Source organism: Cystobacter fuscus (genome assembly GCF_044360685.1).
In the GTDB taxonomy this organism is placed as follows: Bacteria; Myxococcota; Myxococcia; order Myxococcales; family Myxococcaceae; genus Cystobacter; species Cystobacter fuscus_C.
The window spans coordinates 11,264,269-11,281,878 of the sequence record NZ_CP043491.1; the positions used below are offsets into that span (position 1 = coordinate 11,264,269).

Here is a 17,610-nt window from a genome sequence, read left to right on the forward strand (position 1 = left end):
CCCCCACACACGTCCCGGCTCTCAGCGGCGTGGAGGAACCATGTTAACCGGCCCGCCGTGCAGCGGAAACGTCCACCATCCTGGCTGTTCTCCTACCGAACAGACATCCTCGCGTGTGCGCTCTCAAGAAGCGAGGGCCCGAGGCAGGGCCAGCAGGTACTGAAGCAGCTCCTCCACCGAGCGGGCGATCACCCGGGCCTGATGGGTCCGCAGTTCCTGCTCATCGCGGAAGCCCCACGTCACGCCCACGCCGTACATGCCCGCGGCCCGGGCGGTGTCCATGTCCACGGACGTGTCGCCGATGAAGGCGCACCCGCCCGGCTCCACGCCCAGCTCCGCCGCCACGCCGAGCGCGGCCGTGGGGTCCGGCTTGCGGGGAACCCCGGCGCGCTCGCCGTAGACGGCCGCGAAGCGCACCCCGGGCAGCAGCTCCGTCACCAGCCGGCGGGTGGCCGCGTCGGGCTTGTTGCTGAGCACCGCCAGCTTCACCCCCTCACCCGCCAGGCGCTCGAGCAGGGGGAGGATGCCAGGGAACGGCCGGGTATGATCCAACATGTGCTCGGCGTAGAAGGCGCGGTAGGTGACGAGCACGGGCTCCCGCGCGTGCGCATGTGCCTCGGGGACGGCCCGGGCCACGAGCACCTGGGCCCCCTCGCCCACGAAGTGCCGGTAGGCCGCCAGTGGATGGGGGGACAGGCCGTGGGTGCTCAGGGCATGGTTCATCGCCGCGCCAATGTCGTGCAGCGAATCCACCAGGGTTCCGTCCAGATCGAAGAGCGCGGCGCGAAGGGAGTGGGACATGGTTTCCCGCAAACACCAACGCCCCGGTCCGGACAAGTCCGAGACGCGGGGCGCGGGTGGTTTCCAGGCTGGGGAGCCTGGAAGTGACGATGATTACGGCGTGGCGGCGGCGGTGGTCTCGCCGGGGGCGCCCGCCTCGCCCTTCTGGAGGGTGGCGAAGTTGATGTTGTTGTAGCCGGCGCTGGCGCAGCTGAACATCACCCGCTTGATGATGGCGAACTCCACTTCCTTGTGGGCCTGGATGTTCACGTCACCCTTGAAGGCGTTGGTGTTGCCCTCGGCCATGGCGTGGAGGTCCTCGAACTGCTTCTTCATGTCCCGCAGCTTCTCCTCCAGGGCGGGAATGTTGAGGTACTCCTCCTTGACCAGATCCTGAACGCGGCCCACGACGTTGCCGGAGATGGTGACTTCCTCTCCGGACACCATCACCACCGGGTTCATCTCGATTTCCTTGACGTTGACCGCCTCGGGCAGCTGGATGTCCTTGGTCATCATCAGCACCTCGCCCGTCGCCGAGAAGTTGGCGATGAGGAAGAGCACGATGATCACGAACATGTCGACCAGGGGCGTGATGAGCACGTCGGCGTTGCCACTCTTGTGGCCGTGCGTGCCGTGGCCGAACACCTTGGAGTGTTGCAGCCGTTTGCAGTAGCGCTTGCCGGGAGCCTTGATGGCCATGGTGTGGATGCCTTCCTAACCCATGATGGCGGACACCGAGACCTGGGGCAGGCCGGCGCCGATGCACTGGTCGATGATCCGCACCAGGTCTTCGTAGTGGACCTTGTCCTCGGTCTGCAGCGTGATCGAGGACTGATCCGGGAACTGCGACTTGAGCTCCTTGAAGCGCGCCAGCAGCGGCGCCAGGTCCAACTTGCCGTTGGCCCCGCGCTTGGCCTCGATCGACGGGAACTCACTCTGGTCCGCCACCAGCTTCAGCTCGGTGGGCGTGACGAACAGCGTGAGCTGGACCGTCTTGGTCTGCTCTTCCTGCTTCTGTTCCTCGTCGGTGGAAGGCCCTCCGGCCTGTGCCACCTGGAGACGGCCGATCTGGGTCCAGACCGCCGTCATGATGAGGAAGCTGATGGTCACCGCCATCAGGTCGATAAAGGGGGTGAGGTTGATGGCAACGTCGAGCGACTTCTTGCCTTTGCCTCCCCCCAGGTCCATTCCGCCGGCCATGGGGCTCTCCTTTCCTTTCCGGAGCGCGTCTCGGTGCTACAGACAACGCGCCCGGAGTTCAGGTTTCGTCAGAGGACGAGGAACTACTCCTCGTCGTGGCCCGCGGACGCCGAGACGGTGGCGTTCTTGAACTTGTCGCGGTTGTTGACGATCAGGTTGAGCACCGCGACGCTCGTCTCGTTGATGTCGTTGACGATCGACGTGGCGCGGCCCGAGAGGATGGAGAAGGCGACGACGGCGGGGATGGCCGTGAGCAGCCCGAAGCCCGTGCAGTTCATGGCTTCCGAGATGCCGTTGGCGAGAATGGTCGCCTTGTCGGCCGGGTTCACGTTGGCCACCGCCTCGAAGCAGGCGATCAGACCGGACACCGTTCCGAGCAGACCGGCGAGCATCGCCGCGTTGCCGAGCATGGCCAGGTAGCCGGTGCGCGCCTCGATGCGGGGCGTCTCGCGCAGGCTGGCCTCGTCGAGCGCCGCCTGGACCTCCTCCTCGCCCTTGGGAACGTTCATCAGGCCGGCCTTGATGACCTGCGTGAGCGGCGTCTGCTTCTGACCGGACACGTAGTTGATGGCCTTGTCCAGGTCACCCGCGTAGATGTGCTTCTTGAGGCCGCGCAGGAAGGCCTCCTTGTTGATGGACGCCTTACCGAACAGCACGAAGCTGCGCTCGACCATGATGGCCAGAGCGAACACCAGGCAGACGGCGATGGGGTACATACCCCACTGACCGGCCTCCCAGCGCTTGGCGACCTCCTCGAAGAAGGAGCGCTCAGCGCCATGGCCGCCGGCGTTGGCAAGAATGGTCAGATTCGTCACAAAGCCCAGGTTCATAGTTGCTTGTTGCCTCCAAAAAACATGCGGACCCGGCGTGACGGGCCTTGCCATCCCGAGCCCTTGATCCCCACCTCTACTTCCGCGTGGATCATTGGCCCGCCATTGGCATCAATTGGGGGCCGACTTTAAGAACGCCTCCTCAAGTGTGTCAAGACACGGCCTGCTCCCTTAGTTGCTGAAATCTCACGGGAATTTTGGCTGGGAACTTCGCCTGGATGGCTGGTCACATGGCGGACGGACGGTGTTTGATGCACCGCGTCGTCCCCTTGACGGGGCGGGCGAGGTACGACTAAGGCGCCGCGCATGGCCCGAAAGCGGATCGGTGAGTTGCTCCTGGAGAGGGGGGCGATCAGCACGGCCCAACTGGACGCGGCGCTCCTGGCCCAACAGCGGACCCGGCAGCGGTTGGGCGCCACGTTGGTGGCCCAGGGCGCGATCACCGAGAAGACCCTGGCGCACGCGCTGAGCGAGGCCCTGGGCGTGCCGGTGGTGGATCTGACGGGCCGCGCCCCGGACTGGAGCGCCCTCCACCTGCTGCGCGCGCGCTTCTGCGAGCAGCACGACCTGTTTCCCATCTCCCTGGAAAACGTGGGCGGGCGGCGCGTGCTGATGGTGGCCATGGCGGATCCGCTCGACTCCGCGGCCCTGCAAGAAATGGAGTTCACCACGGGGATGAAGGTGAGCCCGCGCGTGGCGCCCCTGTCGGCCGTGCGCGCCTCCATCCAGCGCTACTACCACCCGGACGTCCCCGCTCGCACCCCGTCCTCCACCGGCCTGCCCCTGGCGAGCGAGGACGACGTGGAGGAGATCATCCTCGGCCAGGAGGAGCTCGCGGGGGAAGGCGGCGAGATCATCCTCGGCGAGGAGCTGCCCCCCGGGGAGATGACGCGCCGCGTCTCGCTCGAGCAGCTCATCCAGGAGCGCGAGCAGAAGCGGCGCGTCACCCGGCGAGGCGCGGCCCGGCGCGCGCCCTCGGGGGACGTGAGCGCCGCGCTGGACTCGCTCTTCGGAGAGCCCCAGTCGCAGGGCTCGGCGGTGGATCCGGTGGAGGAGCTGGAGCGCAAGTTCTGGGCCCTCATGCGCATCATGGCGCGCAAGGGGCTGCTCACGAACGAGGAGTTCACCCGCGAGCTGGACGACGAGCCCGAGGGCTGAGCCCGGGCGTTCAGTCCGGCAGGGGCAGGCGCACCGAGAAGGTGGTGCCCTGTCCCAGCACGCTCTCCACGTCCAGCCGGCCGCCGTGCTTCTCCACGATGCGCTGCACGATGGACAGCCCCAGCCCCGTGCCGTGCCCCTCCGTCTTGGTGGTGAAGAAGGGCTCGAAGATGCGCGAGAGGTGCGCGGGCTCGATGCCGCAGCCGGTGTCCTTCACCCACACCACCGCCTCGCGCCCCTCGCACCGCGAGCGCACGGACAGCCGCCCTCCGGGACGCATCGCGTGGCAGGCGTTGGTGATGAGGTTGACGAACACCTGCTCCAGGTTGGAGGGGACCCCGGTGAGCTGCGGCACCTCGCCGAAGTCGCGCTCCACCTCCACCTGCGCCTTGACCACCACGTGCTCGCAGTAGCCGAGCGCCTTGTCCAGCAGCGCGTTGAGCCGCACCGGCTCCGGCTTGTTCTTCGACGGCCGCGCGTAGGACGTCAAATCCCGCGTGAAGCGCAGGATGCGCTGGCCGTTCTCCAATATCTTGCGCAGCTTCTCCGCGTCCGGTCCCCCCGAGGCCCCCACGGGCACGCGCTGCAGGAGCGCGTCGGCGTACGTCACCACCGCCGTCATCGGGTTGTTGATTTCGTGCGCCACGCTCGCGGCGAGCTGCCCCAGCGAGGCGAGCTTCTCCGCGTGGATGATGCGCTGCTCGAGCTGCGCCACCACCGTGACGTCCTGCCCGATGGCCATGACGCCCTCCACCTCGCCCTGGGAGGAGAGCGACGTGGAGGTGGCGAACGAGGCGCGCGCCTCGCCCGTGCGCGTGCGCAGCCGCAGCTCGAAGTTGGGCAGGTCCTCGCCCCGGAGGGCCGCGAGCAGCACGGGCATCAGCCGCAGGTGCTCGTCGCGATGCACCAGCCACGCCACGTCCCGCCCCAGCACCTCTTCCTTGCTGAAGCCCGTGAGGCGGCTCATCGCCTGGTTGAAGACGACGATCTTCCCCTCGCGGTTGGCCACGACGATGAGGGCGTTGGCCTTCTCCAGCAGATCCTCGAGGTACTTGCGCACGAACGTCAGCTCGTCGATGAGCTTGGCGTTCTTCACCGCCACGGCGACCTGGTTGGCCAGCTGCACGAGCACCCGCTCGTCCTGGTAGGTGTTCATCTCCGCGCGCGAGGCGGGGTACTCCAGGTTGATGGCGCCATAGAGCTGGCCACTGGCCACCAGCGGCGCGCTCACGCCCGCGACACTGCCCTCGAAGAGCAGCGGCACGCGGCCGGCCACCACCACCTTGCCCGCGGGCAGCGCCGACTCCACCAGGTGCATCTTCTCCGCCGCGCTGCGCTTGAGCACCAGCGGCTCGCGCGAGCCCTCCTTGAGGCGGCCCTCGGCGTAGAGGCTGGTGAGCGTGCCGGTGCGCGCGTCGGTGATGCGGATGCAGAAGGAGCGCCCGGGAAACAGCTCCTTGACGCCGCGCGCCACCGCCGCCACCAGCTCCTCCTCGCTGCCCGCCTCCGCCACGCTGCGCCCCAGGTCCAGGAGCACGCCCTCGGTGCGCGCCTGCTCGAGCAGCGCCTGCTCCACCACCACCAGATGGCCGCGCATGTGCTCCGACTCGCGCCGCCCCACCACCGACACCGAGTCGCCCCGCCGCGTCAGCTCCATCATCACCGCGCCGCCCTGGGGCAGCGCCACCTTCACCTCGCTCGAGCCCCAGTCCTCGGGCACGGGCGTTTCCGCGAGCGCCTCCATCATCTGGTCCACCGTGAGGCCATGGTCGAAGCAGAAGCGCTTGAAGGCGGCGTTGCCCCGAAGCAGCCGCAGCGACAGGTCGCAGAGCGCCGCGGGCACCTCCACCGCCTCGAAGAATGCCCGGAAGGCCTCGGCGGAAGGCTCCTCCAGCCCGGGTACACGGCGCGACTCAGTCGTCATTGGAGCTGGCCTTGTCGAGGTCCAGGATCTGCTGCGACCCTATGTAGGCTTTCGTCTCGAAGCGGGTGATGCGGCCTATCTTGCGGACGATCTCCGCCATGCGTTCCGCCTCGCGATAGATGATGTCCACCGGCTTGTACGCGGCGTCGTCCTCCTTGAGCTTGCGCTTGAGCAGCTCCGCGTAACCCATCACCGAGGTGAGGGGCTGGTTGAGCTCGTGCGCCGTGGTGCCCGCCAGCGCGACGATGACGGCGTTCTTCTCGCTCTCCTCCAGGCGCGTCTCCACGTCCGACAGCTTGCGCTCGAGCGCCATGCGGTCGCGCAGGTCCGTGAAGATGCCCACGCTGGCCACCTCGCGGCCGCCCTCGTGGACGATGGAGGCCGTCATGTTCACCGGCACGAGCTGCCCGGTGCGGCTGACGACCTCCTGGCGGCACACCTCCAGCCGGCCCCGCCCACCGTAGTCCGGGCCGCGCAACTGGCGCATGATGCGCCGCGACGCCCCCTGCGGATAGAGCTGGTCCACGTGCAGTCCTCCCAGCGCCTGCGCGGCGGTGTAGCCGAAGATGGCCTCGGCCCCCTTGTTGAAGAGGATGATGCGGCCCTGCATGTCCGCGGCGACGATGGCGTCCACCGACGAGTCGATGAGCCGCTCCAGGAAGTCCTTGGTGTGGTGCAGCTCGTCGGCCAGCAGGCGCGCCTGGGTGACGTCCCGGAAGGAGAGGATGATGGCCCTTCTGCCATCCTCCAGCGGCCCCGCGGAGAAGCACAGGGTGAGGCGACGGCCCCCGGGCAGGCGCACCATCATGTCCACGTCCGAGCGGGACTCGCCCCGCCGGGCCGCCGTCACCAGCTCCATCAGCACCGTCTCGTCCAGAGGCTGGGTGATGTCCACCAGGTGACGGCCCATGGCGGCCTCCGAGGACGTCTCCAGGATGGTCTCGCCCGCGGGGTTGAGGCTGAGCACGCACGCCCGGTCATCGAGGATGGCCACGCCCTCGCGCACGTTGGCGAAGAAGAGGTGGTAGGTCTCCAGCGAGGCGGCCTTGGCCTCGGCGGCGATGCGCGCGGACATCTCGCGCTCCGTCTTGCCGCGCACCGACAAGAGCAGCGAGGCGTTGCGCAGGGCGACCGCCGTGGAGTGGGCCACCGTGTTGAGGAAGTCCATGTCGTGGGGAGCGAAGGTGCGCCGGTCGCTCCCCCGGGCGCGCAGCAGCAACACCCCGCGCACCTCGCCCGTGATGATGAGCGGCAGCGCCACGAGCGTGTGGATGTTGCGCGCGGCCAGTTCCTCCTGCACGCCCTCGAACAGGGGATGGTGCGGCGCGTCCTCCACGACGACGGGCTTGCCCGTGCGCGCCGCCTCGCGCACCTCGGGGTAGCGCTCCAGATCGATGCGAACGTCCTGCGGGCCCGAGGCGTCGCTGGCGGCCACCACCCGCGCGCCCTCGCCCTCCCGGTCCAACATCACCAGCGTGGCCCGCCCCACGCCGAGCCGCTCGGCGATCCGGCGGGTGACGTCGTGCAGCAGGGCCTCCACATCGAGGCTCTCGGCGTAGTCCGCGGTGAGCTCCACCAGGAGCGCCAGATCCTGCTGCCTGCGCCGCACCTCCTCGCGCTTGTATTGGTGCTTCATCGCGCGCCGCAAGCGCCAGGCGACCTCATGGCAGCCCGCCCCGGAGGTCATCACCTCCTCGGGGTGGAACGAATCCACGGAGGAGAAGGCCTCCTCGCCCGGCGCCACCCACACCACGACGGAGAGCGCGGCGCCCACGGGCGTGGCGATCAGCGCGGTGAGGGCGGCGTGCGCCTCGGGCAGGGTGAGATCCGCCAGGACGAGCGAGGCCTGCTCGGGAGCCTCCACGCACTGGAAACCCGCCCGGGCCACCGCTTGCCTCAGCGGCTCGCGCGTGGCCAGGGTCGCGGGCACCAGGATGACGCCAGGACAGGACTCGGAGACGGACACGCCCCCGACTCTACCCCGGCTCACGGCTCAGGGGCAGTCCGACTCCCGCGCGCCGATGTCCGGAGCCTGGCCGCACCAGTCCTCGCCCACCGACAGGCCAGCGTCACGGGCGGGCGAGGAAGAAGCCAACCCGAAGTCCCCCGCCTCGGCGTCCACGAACCCCGGAGCCTTCTCCACGGAATGGGCGTCCCAGCCCGTGCTCTCCTGCCAGGTGGAGAGATCCTGGTCGCGGGAGTCCTTGCGGAAGGTGGGCGCGTCCCCGAGCGGGGAGTAGAGGTTGCCGTCGAAGGACAGGCCCTGCCACTCCGTGCCGACCCGCACCGCCAGGGCCGCGCAGCCCCCGAGGATGTTGTTGCGCACCTCCACGTCCTCGCTCGCGCCCGACTCCCCCTTGCCCACGACCAGGCCATAGGTGGGCATGTTCCACACGGTGTTGTGCAGCACCTTCACGTCGACGGCGGTGTCGATGCGGATGCCCGAGCCCTCGCTGCCGTCCGAGTCGACCCCGTCGAACACGCGGTTGCGCCGCAGCACGATGTGGGTGGGCGGAGCGCCCTGCCGGACACCGCCAATCTGGATGCCCCGGCCGTTGTCGCGCACCTCGTTGTCCTCGAGCGTGACGTCGCGCGCGGACATGTGCACCACCACGCCCTCGCCCCCCGAGGTGGAGGAGCGGCGATGGCCCCAGATGCGGTTGCCCCGGAGCGTCACGCGGGTGCACGTCTTGATGTCCGCGCCATTCTCCCGGTTCTCGTGCAGGTCATTGTCCTCGACGAGCAGGTTGTCGAACGGGGTGCCCTCCTCGGTGGAGCCGCCCTCGGAGCTCAGGCACTGCACACCATCGCCGGAGTTGTGGTGGATGTCGTTGGCGCGCACGGTCACGTTCTTGGAGTTGGTCTGCACGCACACGCCGTGGCTGTCCGCTCCGGAGCGCTGGAAGTTGGAGATGGAGTTGCCCTCGATGAGCACGTCCCGGGCCTTGCCGGCGACGAAGACGCCCGCCCCATCCGTCCCGTTCTTGAGCGTGCAGCCACGAAGAATGCCGTGGTGCGCGCCCTCGCCGTGCCAGTACGCCGCGAAGGCCTTGTCCCCCGCCGCGTCGAAGGTAATGCCCTCGACGCGCCAGTAGGCCCGGAGCACCTCCAACATCGGCGTGCGGCTCCCCGAGCCCCCCTTGAAGACGGGCTTCGCGCCGGGCGCGGCCTTGAGCGTGAGATAGCGCCCGGAGGAACCATCCCGGGCATCGAGCACCAGCCGCTCCGTGTACGTGCCGGACTTGAGGAAGATGGCCTCACCCGGCTGGAGCAGCGACTGTGCCTTCTCCACCGTGCGCAAGGGCGCCGACTCCGTGCCCACGGCGGAATCCTTGCCACTGGGGGACACCCACAGGATGCGGGAGAACTCCGGGGGAGGCGGCGGGGATGGGGCCGAATCCGTCGTGGGCGCGGGAGGAGCGGAGGGAGATGCCGGCGCGTCGGGCGATGCCGGAGCGGTGGGAAGCGGCGTGGAGACGTCCCCGGAGGGGGATGGAGAGGACGTCGTCGAGGAGGGCAGCTCCGGAGCGGAAGGTTCCGTGACCGGAGCGGGTTCTCGTGAGCCACAAGCGGCAACCCCCACCAGCACCACGGAAGAGACGACGGACTTCAGCCAGCGGACGCGCATCCACACTCCTTGTGTGAGCCGCGATCCCAACGGGGACCCGGAAGACCCGCGCCGGACAGGCCGCCGCTTCCCGGCATTCCCCCACCCGCTCCTCACACCGCTCGTCCGTTCGCGGAGCAGAGGGGCAAGGGCAATGAATTCAAGGGGTTGATGACCTGCCAGGAAAGGCGCGCCTCCCCTACCCCGGCCATTCAGGTCGCAGGCGGGCCCACACGAGCAGGAGACGAGCCCCCACTCCCGGTAGAACCTCCTCACGGGCGTGGGGGAGCGCTCCGGTTCAGCCCCCCACCAGCAGTCGTGACGCGAACTCGCCGATCATCACGGACGGCGCGTGAGTCCCCGCCGAGGGAATCGTCGGCATGATCGACGCGTCCGAAATGCGCAGACCCTCGATGCCATGGACGCGCAGTCGGGCATCCACCACCGCGTCCTCGCCCGAGCCCATGGCGCAGGTGCCCACGGGATGGAAATAGGGTGAGCACGCCTGGCGAAGGAAGGCCACCGACTCCTCCCGGCTCATCCGCTTCGTCGGGGCGACCCAGCTCCTGGTCAACTCACGGAACGCCGGCTGCGACGCGATGTCGAGCCCGAGCTCGAGTCCCGTCAGCAGGGCATCGACATCGGCCTGTTCCGACAGGAGGTTGGGTTGGATCTCGAGCGGGCCATCGTGCCGTGCGGTCTTCATGCGCACGTAGCCCCGGCTCTGGACCCGGACCAGGCCCGGCGCGATGCAGAAGGTGTTCGCGGGGATCGGATACCGCGCACCGATCTCGGCCGAGACATAGGGAATCTGAACGGACACGAACATCAGGTCCGGCACGCGCAGCTCGGAGCGGCTCTTCCAATGAAAGGTGCTGCCCACGAGGTTGTTGTTCAGCGGCAGCAGCGAGTGCTTCGCCTCGAAGGCGAGCCCGGCCAGGATGATGTGTTCCTGGAGGTTCCGCCCCACTCCCCGCAGCCCGGCCACGACCGGGATGCCGAGCCGCTCGAGGTCCTCCGCGGGGCCGATTCCCGACAGCATGAGGAGGCGTGGGGTGTCGATCGCTCCGGCACAAAGAATGACTTCCCGGGAGGCACTGGCGGACCGCCGCTCGCCGTCCCGCAGGAACTCGAGCCCGGTGCAGCGCGTGCCGGAGAAGGTCAGCGAGAGCACCTGCGCTCCGGTCAGCACCGTCAGCTGCTCGTCGTGCATCACCGGCCGCAGATAGGCGCGCGACGTGCCGCAGCGCTCGCCCGCGCGAACATTCATGTTGATGGGACCCACGCCCTCGGGGTGGGGCACGTTCACGTCATCGAGATACGGCATCCCATAGGAGCCACCGGCATCGATGAGCGCGGCGGCCACCGGGTGGAGATTCCTGGCGCGCTCGACCCGGATCGGACCGCCCGCGCCGCGCAGGTCGCTGGCCCCGTCCTCCCAGTCCTCCGACTTCTTGAACAGGGGCAGAACGGAGTCGTAGTCCCAGCCGACGTTCCCAGCCTCCGCCCAGCCATCGTAGTCGGCCCTGTTCCCACGGGCCCAGATCAACGCATTGGTGCTGCCCGAACCGCCCAGCACCCTGCCGCGCGACAAGAGGATGGAGCGATGAGCGACGTGCGGACTCGGCTCGTAGAAGTAGTTCTGGGCGTAGGGCGAGCCGATGTTCTCGATCCACCGCAGGGGATCCGAGAGGCTCGCGACACCTTCGTCCAACCCGCCCGCCTCGAGCAGGAGCACGGTCGCGTCGGTGCCGTCCACCAGGCGGCGCGCGAGGACACAGCCCGCCGTTCCCCCACCGACGATCACATAGTCGAAACTCCTGGCGAGCGTGACCGGCATGACCTTCCTCCTCGTGGCGCGAGCGCCGATACCGGGCACGCACCGTGCCTCTTCGCGGCGAGGAAGTCTCCGGAAACACGAACGCCCCGGCCCGAAGGCCGAGGCGTTCCCGGTGAAGCGTGGCGATGCGGCGAGCGCCTACCCGCGGCCGTAGGGGCCCCGGCCGCGGGGGACCCAGACCCACTGCTGCGAGGTCTCGGTGTAACCCGGCACCCAGCGCCGCTCGTAGTGACCCGGCTCGCACGCGCGCACGTAGCGGCGGGTCCTCACGCACTGCTCCTCGACCCAGACGCGCTCGTAGTGCCCCGGCACCTCCGTGCGCACCGTCTGCAACTCGTAGCGGCCATCACGGCCCCGCGAATGCGCGGGAGGAGGCGGCGGCGCCCGGTGCGAATCGCGGCTGGGCGCCCAGTTGCTGGCCACGGGAGACGCCGCGTGCCGGGCGTTGTCAGCGGCCGTGGCGGCCACGGGGGTGAACAGGAGAGCGGAGAGAGCCAGGGTGAAGAGTCCGTGCTGAAGAGCCATCGTCGTGTCCTCCCAAATCGTTCTTGCCCCTTCTGACGGGGACCCCTCCCTTTGATTCAAATCCGGTGCGTTTCCCTCGACGTTCCCCCTCCCGCCCGGCCCTTCCGGGTTCGCTCGTTGACAGTCCCGGGTGGAGCAGGCTCAGGCGCCCGGCGGGCGTGCGCGCCGGCTCTATTCTCCGCCTCCTCCACGGACCACAGGAGCGGACAGATGGCGAAGCAAGCGAAGCTGACCACGGCGGAGGGCGCGGAAGTCGCGGGCTACTTGAAGGCGGCCGAGGGAAATGCCAGCCGGGGAGCGGTCATCCTCATCCACGAGTTCTGGGGCCTCACGGACCAGGTGCGCGGCGTGGCGGATCGTCTGGCGCGCGAGGGCTTCACCGTGTTCGCCCAGGACCTCTACGGCGGCAAGGTGACGAAGGATTCCGCCGAGGCCATGAAGCTGATGAACGCCCTGGACATGAAGCGGGCCGTCCAGGAGATCTCCCGCGCGGCGGAGGCCCTGCGCCATCATGCTCCCGGCACCAAGTTGGCGGTGCTCGGCTTCTGCATGGGCGGCGCCCTGACGCTCGCGGCCGCGGCGGCGGATGGGCAGCTCTCCGCCGCCGTGCCCTTCTATGGGATTCCCCCCGAGTCGGTCGCCGACGTGAAGAAGATCCGCTGCCCGGTGCTGGGGCACTTCGCCAACCACGATGACTGGTGCTCGCCGGACCGGGTGAACGCGCTGGAGAAGACGTTGAAGGGCGCGGGCGTCCCCGCCGAACTCCACCGCTACGACGCGAGCCACGCCTTCGCCAACGAGCAGCGGCCCGAGGTGTACTCGCCCCATAACGCCGAGCTGGCCTGGAAGCGGTCCGTGGAATTCCTCCGCGCCCACCTGGGCTGAGCGGCCCACGGGACACGGGTTCCAGCCAGGCGGACATGGGCCGGCTGGAGCGCAAGCAGGGCCTCCAGCAGGGCTCCAGCCGCTGCCCCTCCCGGGATGCTGTCCCATCTTCAACAGGGCAGGTCGCACGTCGGGGGACTCCGCCCCCATCGGCCTCGGGAGGAAACGCATGTCCGACATCATCGATCCCAAGGGCTCCGTCCCCGTGAACCGAAGTCCCGACGTCTTCGTGGACCAGACGCGCGGGCAAGAGTTGGAAGGAAGCCAGGTACGGGCCGCCGCCTACTCCCTCGACGATGGACCCGTGCTGGTGCGCTCCAGCGATCCCTCCCTGAAGCACCGGGGCCTCACCATCGGCACGCTCACCATGGTGTCCGTCAGCCTCATCACCTTCTGGATCCCCGGACTCGGCTCGCTCATGGCCGGCTTCTTCGGGGGCTTCTTCGCCAAGCGCTGGAAGCGCTCCTTCATCGCCGCGGCCATCGCCTCGGTGGTGGTCCCCCTGACGCTCCGCTTCCTCGACATCATGCGGCCCGTGCAGGGGCTCCACGACCTGTATGGCATCGGGATGGTGAACTGGACGATCCTCCACATCGTCAGCCTGTTCATCGGCACGGCCATCGGCGTGTACTCGTGCCCCCTGGTGGAGCGCAGCGGCGGTCTGCGGCAGGAACTCCCCGAATAGCCTCCCTCGCGGCACCCGCGCCCGGCCGTGGGTGCCGCTGCTCGGGTGGCGAATGACACCTGGCCCGGAATCGCCGCAGCACCCGCCCTCGCGCGGGTTCTAGGATGCGCCTGTGAGCACACCCCGCATCGAGGCCGCCCTCGCCCTCGCCACTTCCGCCGCCCATCAGGGCCCCCACTCGACGCCGCCCGACGGGCGACCCCGCCGCCATCGCTTCGCCATCGGCGATCCCCAGGCGGACCTCACCCGCTTCCTCGCCGTGCTGGATCGCCATGGACTGCTCGGCGCGGACGGCCGCCTGCTCCCCGACGTCCAGCTCATCTCGGTGGGAGACCACTTCGACTGGGGCAGGTCCACCGAGCGTGACGCCGTGGCCACGAGCGCCCTCCGGCTGATCGCGTGGATGGCCGCGCACCCGGCGGATCAGGCGGTGCTGCTGCTGGGCAACCACGACCTGGGCCGCGTGGGCGAGCTGGCCGGCTTCACCGACGCGCGCTTCGCCACCGCCCAGGTGGAAGCGGACGGCATCTACCGGGGGGGTGACGTCGACGAGGCGCGAGAGCGCGACTTCCTCGCCCGCCATCCCGAACTCCCCAACGTGGAGCTGGTGGCACGCGACTTCGGCACCTTCCGCGAGGAGCAACGCCGCTGGGTCGACTACCTGCTGCGCGCCCGGCGCTTCCGCGTGGCCCATGCCGCGGCGGAGCGGATGATCGTTCTGCACGCGGGCGTGACCCGCGAGGATCTCCAAGCGGTGGGGCTGTCCGAAGCACTCCACTCGCACGCCCCCACCGTGGTGGAGACCCTCAACCAGGCACTCGACTCCGCCGTGGCCGCCTGGACACGGGGACCCTTGCACATCCCCGGGCTGTACCGGCCCGGCGACGCCACGTACGGCGAGGGCCGGGGCATCTTCTACCACCGGCCGAGTCTGAGCCCCGAGGACACCCTCCACCGCGACGCCACCCCGCGCCGACGCTTCGACCCTCGCCGGCTGCCCCTCGGCCTCACCCAGGTCGTGGGCCACACCCGGGACAAGCGCTGCCGGGAGTTGCTCGTGCTGCCTCACGACACTCAGGACGGCGTGCTGCGCTACCTCGTCACCGATGGCACCACCATCGACTACCGACCCGGCACACCGCGCGCCTCCCACCCGGGCGAGGCCGTGCTCCTCTTCACCGATGGCGGGATGCGGGAGTCACCGCTGGAGGCGTTCCAGATGCTCGACCTCGACACCCGCGGTCCAGCGCGGCCCCTGCAGGCCACCGAGCCGGGAGAAGCCCCATGACGAGGGCCTGGCGGCGATCGATGCTGGTGATTCTGGGACTGCTGGGCCTCGGCGGATGCGCGGGACCCTCCCGGACACAGCAGTCCGCGGCCCTCGAGGAAGCCCAGCGCGCCGAGGAACGTCTCGCGGAGCATGTGGAGCTCCAGGAGTCCTCGTCCGACAGTGACGAGCGGATGGAGCGCGAGGCCTTCGCCCGAAAGGCCATCGCGGTCCTGCGCGACGAGGGCGAGACACGGCCCATCCGCTACGACGCCGAGAACTTCCTGCTGGAGATTGGGGACAAGGACCCGAACACGGTGTTCCTCGGCAACTTCTTCGACGAGTACCGCGCCACGCCCCCCGAGCAGCGCCACGAGGTGCTCCGCCGCCTCACCCACGTGCGCTCGGCGCCCACGATGCCGGAAGCCTTCGCCGACGTCAGGCCCCACCTGATGCCCGTGGTGCGCGGGCGAACCTTCTTCGAGCGGCTCCGGCTGGAGGTGAAGGGGCACAAGGATCTCGCCACCCTCCTGTCCTGGAAGCCCTTGGGCGGATTTCTCGGCGTGGGCATCGCCTTCGATGGCCCGGACACCTTGCGCTACATCGGCACGGACGAGCTGCGGCGCTGGGGCGTCTCCTTCGAGGAGGCACTCGCGCTCGCCCTGGAGAATCTGCGCCGGCGCAGCTCCGAGTCCCTCGAACAACTCGCCCCCGGCACCTGCCAGGCGCCCTGGCGGGACACGTACGCGTCCTCGCGCCTGCTGCTCGAGGAGGTGGTGCGCCGCTGCCCGGTGCGCGGAGAACCGGTGGTGCTCGTGCCGCACCGCGACCTGCTGCTCATCACGGGCTCCGACGACGAGGATGGACTGAGCCGGGTGGCGAGCCTGTCCCTGGACGCCCTGCTGGCCCCCCGCGCCCTGGATGGACGCGCCCTGCGCCTGAAGTCCGGCACGTGGGTGCCCTTCATGCCCGAGCGGCTCAGCAATGCCTGGAAGGACTTCCGCCAGCTCGAGCTCTTCACCCGGGCCCGGGACTACGACGAGCAGACCCAGCAACTCGACAAGCACTACCAGGACACGGGCGAGGACGTCTTCGTGGCCGCCTTCACGCCCTATCAGGATGAGCACGGGCGGAGCCTCAGCTACGCCGTCTGGCAGAAGGACATGACCACCCTGCTGCCCCGCGCCGATTTGATCTTCTTCGTGGACCCCGCCCAGGGAGAGCGAGCCCCGCCCGTGGGGGTCGCGCGGTGGGAAGACGTGGCGAAGGTGACCGGCGCACTGGGCGCCCCGGCCGAGGGGCTCTATCCAGAGCGCTACCGCGTCCGCGACTTCCCCTCCGACGAACAACTCGCCCGGTGGCGCGCTGACCCGGGCGACCTCTTCGACGAGAACGAGCGCTGACGGCGCGAGGGCGGCGTCTACGGCGCGCGCTGCCCCTTCACCTCCGCCAGCTTCTTCTCCAGCGAGGCCACCATGCGCGGCGAGGCCTGCACCGCGGAGAGCGACTTCGCATAGGCGAGCGCGTCCTCCAGCGTCCGGGCGGCCTGGTCGCGCTCTCCCCGGGCGAGGTGGATCTCCGCCCGCTCCGAGAGCACCCGCAGCCGCCGGCCTCCCTGCACCTTCGCCAGGGCCCGGGTGCTCGCGGCCAGCGCATCGTCCAGCCGGTTCAGCCGCCGGTAGAGATTGGCCAGGCGCGCGGGCGGGTTGTAGTCGTTGGGGAGCTCCCGCTCGCTCTGCTCGATGGCCGGCACCGCGCGCATCGGATCGCCCAGCACCAACGCCGCCGACATGCGGTGCGAGTCGAACACGGTGCGCGCCTCGGGCGTGGGCGCGCGGGCGGCCTCGCCCTCGAGGAACGACAGCCACTGTCCGGCGAGCGCCCTCGCCCCGAGCTCATCCCCCACGTGCGTGCGCGCCTCGACGAGCAGCTCGTACACCGCCGAGCGGTCATCCCCCGGCATCACGATGTCCGGCGACAGCGCCTGCCGCCCCTTCTCCTCCAGCGCGGCGAGCAGCTCCTTGGCTCCCGGAGTCTCCCGTGGCACCTGGAGGGCACACGACAGGCCCAGGCCCGCGGCGTTCGCCCATGAGGCCGACGGGGGCACCCGGGGCAATTCCGCCAGCGCCGCGCGCGCGCACGCCTCATGACGTTTCGCGCCTTGCTGCGCCACGAGGAGCGACTCCAACGCGCGCCCACGACGGGACCAGTCCGCGGGGGCCTCGGCGAGCGCCTGGGCGAGCACGTCCGCCGCCTCGGCCGACTTGCCCTCGCCATAGAGCGCGTCCCCTCGAGCGAGCAGGGCCTCGGGCCCCTGGGCCGCGCCCCGGTACGCGCGCTCCCCGTCCTCGAAGAGCTTCTCCAACTGCGCCACGGTGGCGCTGCCCGCGAAGCGCACGAGCGCCTTCTCCTCCTTGGGATCGAGGATGAAGAAGGTGGGCCAGAACTCTACGGGGTACTTCTCCAGGAAGGGCGCGCTGGAGGGCAGATCCGTGTCCATCTCGAGCCAGACGAAGCGGCCCGCGTGCCGCGCGAGCGCCGCGTCCGTGAAGACGTAGGCGCGCATCGAGCGGCAGGTGTGACACCACGGAGCCCAGGTATCGACGAACAGGGGCAGGCCCCGCGCCCTGGCTTCCGCGAGAGCACGTGGATAATCGTTCTCGATGAACGGCAGGGCACCCGAGGCGTGCACGGCTGGCGGCTCGGACACGGATGCGCTTCGCTCCGTGGCGCACCCCCACACTCCCACGGCGAGCAGACAGAAGATGGGCAGTCTCATGGGCCCGGCACCCTAGCCTGGAGCCGAGCGAGGGAGAAAGCAGCGGGTCCACGTCCCGCTCACCCGCCGCTCCCCGTGCTCACCTTGGAAGGCATCACGTGACCATCCCCCGCGAGCCCGGTGGTAGGCT

The 17,610-nt window shown here is 69.5% G+C and carries 15 protein-coding genes; 5 read left to right on the forward strand and 10 right to left on the reverse strand.

Annotated elements, in window-relative coordinates:
• Positions 1-123: 123 nt before the first annotated feature.
• The 4 genes from F0U63_RS46070 to F0U63_RS46085 form a co-directional block, all read right to left on the reverse strand.
• A complete protein-coding gene (locus tag F0U63_RS46070; protein WP_395841375.1) occupies positions 124-801 on the reverse strand; it encodes an HAD family hydrolase in 678 nt (225 codons plus the stop codon).
• A 93-nt stretch (positions 802-894) separates the two neighbouring features.
• Positions 895-1,479 carry an ExbD/TolR family protein gene (locus F0U63_RS46075; RefSeq protein WP_395841377.1) on the reverse strand — a complete coding sequence of 195 codons (585 nt, stop codon included), beginning with the start codon at positions 1,477-1,479 and terminating at the stop codon, positions 895-897.
• A 15-nt stretch (positions 1,480-1,494) separates the two neighbouring features.
• Positions 1,495-1,980, reverse strand: a complete 486-nt coding sequence (locus tag F0U63_RS46080; RefSeq protein WP_071897923.1) for a biopolymer transporter ExbD — start codon at positions 1,978-1,980, stop codon at positions 1,495-1,497.
• An 83-nt stretch (positions 1,981-2,063) separates the two neighbouring features.
• Entirely contained in the window at positions 2,064-2,810 is a 747-nt protein-coding gene (locus F0U63_RS46085; RefSeq protein WP_395841380.1) for a MotA/TolQ/ExbB proton channel family protein, read from the reverse strand.
• A gap of 306 nt (positions 2,811-3,116) precedes the next feature.
• On the opposite strand from F0U63_RS46085, the gene F0U63_RS46090 reads away from it, so the two are divergent.
• On the forward strand, positions 3,117-3,968 hold the full coding sequence (locus F0U63_RS46090) for a hypothetical protein (RefSeq protein WP_395841382.1): 852 nt from the start codon (positions 3,117-3,119) through the stop codon (positions 3,966-3,968).
• A 10-nt stretch (positions 3,969-3,978) separates the two neighbouring features.
• Here the strand turns inward: F0U63_RS46090 and F0U63_RS46095 are convergent, their stop codons facing one another.
• From F0U63_RS46095 to F0U63_RS46115, 5 genes are all read right to left on the reverse strand, one after another.
• The gene (locus F0U63_RS46095; RefSeq protein ID WP_395841384.1) at positions 3,979-5,892 is read right to left on the reverse strand and encodes an ATP-binding protein; all 1,914 of its coding nucleotides are present in this window, start codon (positions 5,890-5,892) and stop codon (positions 3,979-3,981) included.
• Positions 5,882-7,858: a PAS domain S-box protein gene (locus F0U63_RS46100; RefSeq protein WP_395841386.1), complete on the reverse strand. Its 1,977-nt coding sequence runs from the start codon at positions 7,856-7,858 to the stop codon at positions 5,882-5,884. Before F0U63_RS46100 ends, F0U63_RS46095 begins: the two co-directional genes overlap by 11 nt.
• Before the next feature lie 27 nt (positions 7,859-7,885).
• Complete coding sequence (locus F0U63_RS46105; RefSeq protein ID WP_395841388.1) at positions 7,886-9,520, reverse strand: nitrous oxide reductase family maturation protein NosD; 1,635 nt, start codon at positions 9,518-9,520, stop codon at positions 7,886-7,888.
• Positions 9,521-9,797: 277 nt separating this feature from the next.
• Positions 9,798-11,339 carry a GMC family oxidoreductase gene (locus tag F0U63_RS46110; RefSeq protein WP_395841390.1) on the reverse strand — a complete coding sequence of 514 codons (1,542 nt, stop codon included), beginning with the start codon at positions 11,337-11,339 and terminating at the stop codon, positions 9,798-9,800.
• A 138-nt stretch (positions 11,340-11,477) separates the two neighbouring features.
• Positions 11,478-11,864, reverse strand: a complete 387-nt coding sequence (locus F0U63_RS46115) for a hypothetical protein (protein WP_395841392.1) — start codon at positions 11,862-11,864, stop codon at positions 11,478-11,480.
• 210 nt (positions 11,865-12,074) lie between these two features.
• On the opposite strand from F0U63_RS46115, the gene F0U63_RS46120 reads away from it, so the two are divergent.
• The 4 genes from F0U63_RS46120 to F0U63_RS46135 all read left to right on the forward strand — a co-directional run bounded on the left by F0U63_RS46120 (position 12,075) and on the right by F0U63_RS46135 (position 16,104).
• Positions 12,075-12,749 (forward strand): dienelactone hydrolase family protein, encoded by a 675-nt coding sequence (locus F0U63_RS46120; RefSeq protein ID WP_395841394.1) that lies wholly within the window; start codon positions 12,075-12,077, stop codon positions 12,747-12,749.
• 169 nt (positions 12,750-12,918) lie between these two features.
• Positions 12,919-13,434 (forward strand): hypothetical protein, encoded by a 516-nt coding sequence (locus tag F0U63_RS46125; protein ID WP_395841396.1) that lies wholly within the window; start codon positions 12,919-12,921, stop codon positions 13,432-13,434.
• Positions 13,435-13,546: 112 nt separating this feature from the next.
• Positions 13,547-14,722, forward strand: a complete 1,176-nt coding sequence (locus tag F0U63_RS46130; RefSeq protein ID WP_395841398.1) for a metallophosphoesterase — start codon at positions 13,547-13,549, stop codon at positions 14,720-14,722.
• Complete coding sequence (locus F0U63_RS46135; RefSeq protein WP_395841400.1) at positions 14,719-16,104, forward strand: hypothetical protein; 1,386 nt, start codon at positions 14,719-14,721, stop codon at positions 16,102-16,104. The genes F0U63_RS46130 and F0U63_RS46135 overlap by 4 nt, the downstream gene beginning before the upstream one ends.
• A gap of 17 nt (positions 16,105-16,121) precedes the next feature.
• Here the strand turns inward: F0U63_RS46135 and F0U63_RS46140 are convergent, their stop codons facing one another.
• Positions 16,122-17,480 carry a thioredoxin family protein gene (locus F0U63_RS46140; protein WP_395841402.1) on the reverse strand — a complete coding sequence of 453 codons (1,359 nt, stop codon included), beginning with the start codon at positions 17,478-17,480 and terminating at the stop codon, positions 16,122-16,124.
• Between the last annotated feature and the right edge of the window lie 130 nt (positions 17,481-17,610).

Coding starts and splice junctions, on each gene's coding strand:
- F0U63_RS46075 (WP_395841377.1), bottom strand. CDS start 1,479: ATGGCCATCAAGGCTCCCGGCAAGCGCTACTGCAAACGGCTGCAACAC.
- F0U63_RS46090 (WP_395841382.1), top strand. CDS start 3,117: ATGGCCCGAAAGCGGATCGGTGAGTTGCTCCTGGAGAGGGGGGCGATC.
- F0U63_RS46125 (WP_395841396.1), top strand. CDS start 12,919: ATGTCCGACATCATCGATCCCAAGGGCTCCGTCCCCGTGAACCGAAGT.
- F0U63_RS46080 (WP_071897923.1), bottom strand. CDS start 1,980: ATGGCCGGCGGAATGGACCTGGGGGGAGGCAAAGGCAAGAAGTCGCTC.
- F0U63_RS46105 (WP_395841388.1), bottom strand. CDS start 9,520: ATGCGCGTCCGCTGGCTGAAGTCCGTCGTCTCTTCCGTGGTGCTGGTG.
- F0U63_RS46140 (WP_395841402.1), bottom strand. CDS start 17,480: ATGAGACTGCCCATCTTCTGTCTGCTCGCCGTGGGAGTGTGGGGGTGC.
- F0U63_RS46135 (WP_395841400.1), top strand. CDS start 14,719: ATGACGAGGGCCTGGCGGCGATCGATGCTGGTGATTCTGGGACTGCTG.
- F0U63_RS46070 (WP_395841375.1), bottom strand. CDS start 801: ATGTCCCACTCCCTTCGCGCCGCGCTCTTCGATCTGGACGGAACCCTG.
- F0U63_RS46110 (WP_395841390.1), bottom strand. CDS start 11,339: ATGCCGGTCACGCTCGCCAGGAGTTTCGACTATGTGATCGTCGGTGGG.
- F0U63_RS46085 (WP_395841380.1), bottom strand. CDS start 2,810: ATGAACCTGGGCTTTGTGACGAATCTGACCATTCTTGCCAACGCCGGC.
- F0U63_RS46115 (WP_395841392.1), bottom strand. CDS start 11,864: ATGGCTCTTCAGCACGGACTCTTCACCCTGGCTCTCTCCGCTCTCCTG.
- F0U63_RS46120 (WP_395841394.1), top strand. CDS start 12,075: ATGGCGAAGCAAGCGAAGCTGACCACGGCGGAGGGCGCGGAAGTCGCG.
- F0U63_RS46095 (WP_395841384.1), bottom strand. CDS start 5,892: ATGACGACTGAGTCGCGCCGTGTACCCGGGCTGGAGGAGCCTTCCGCC.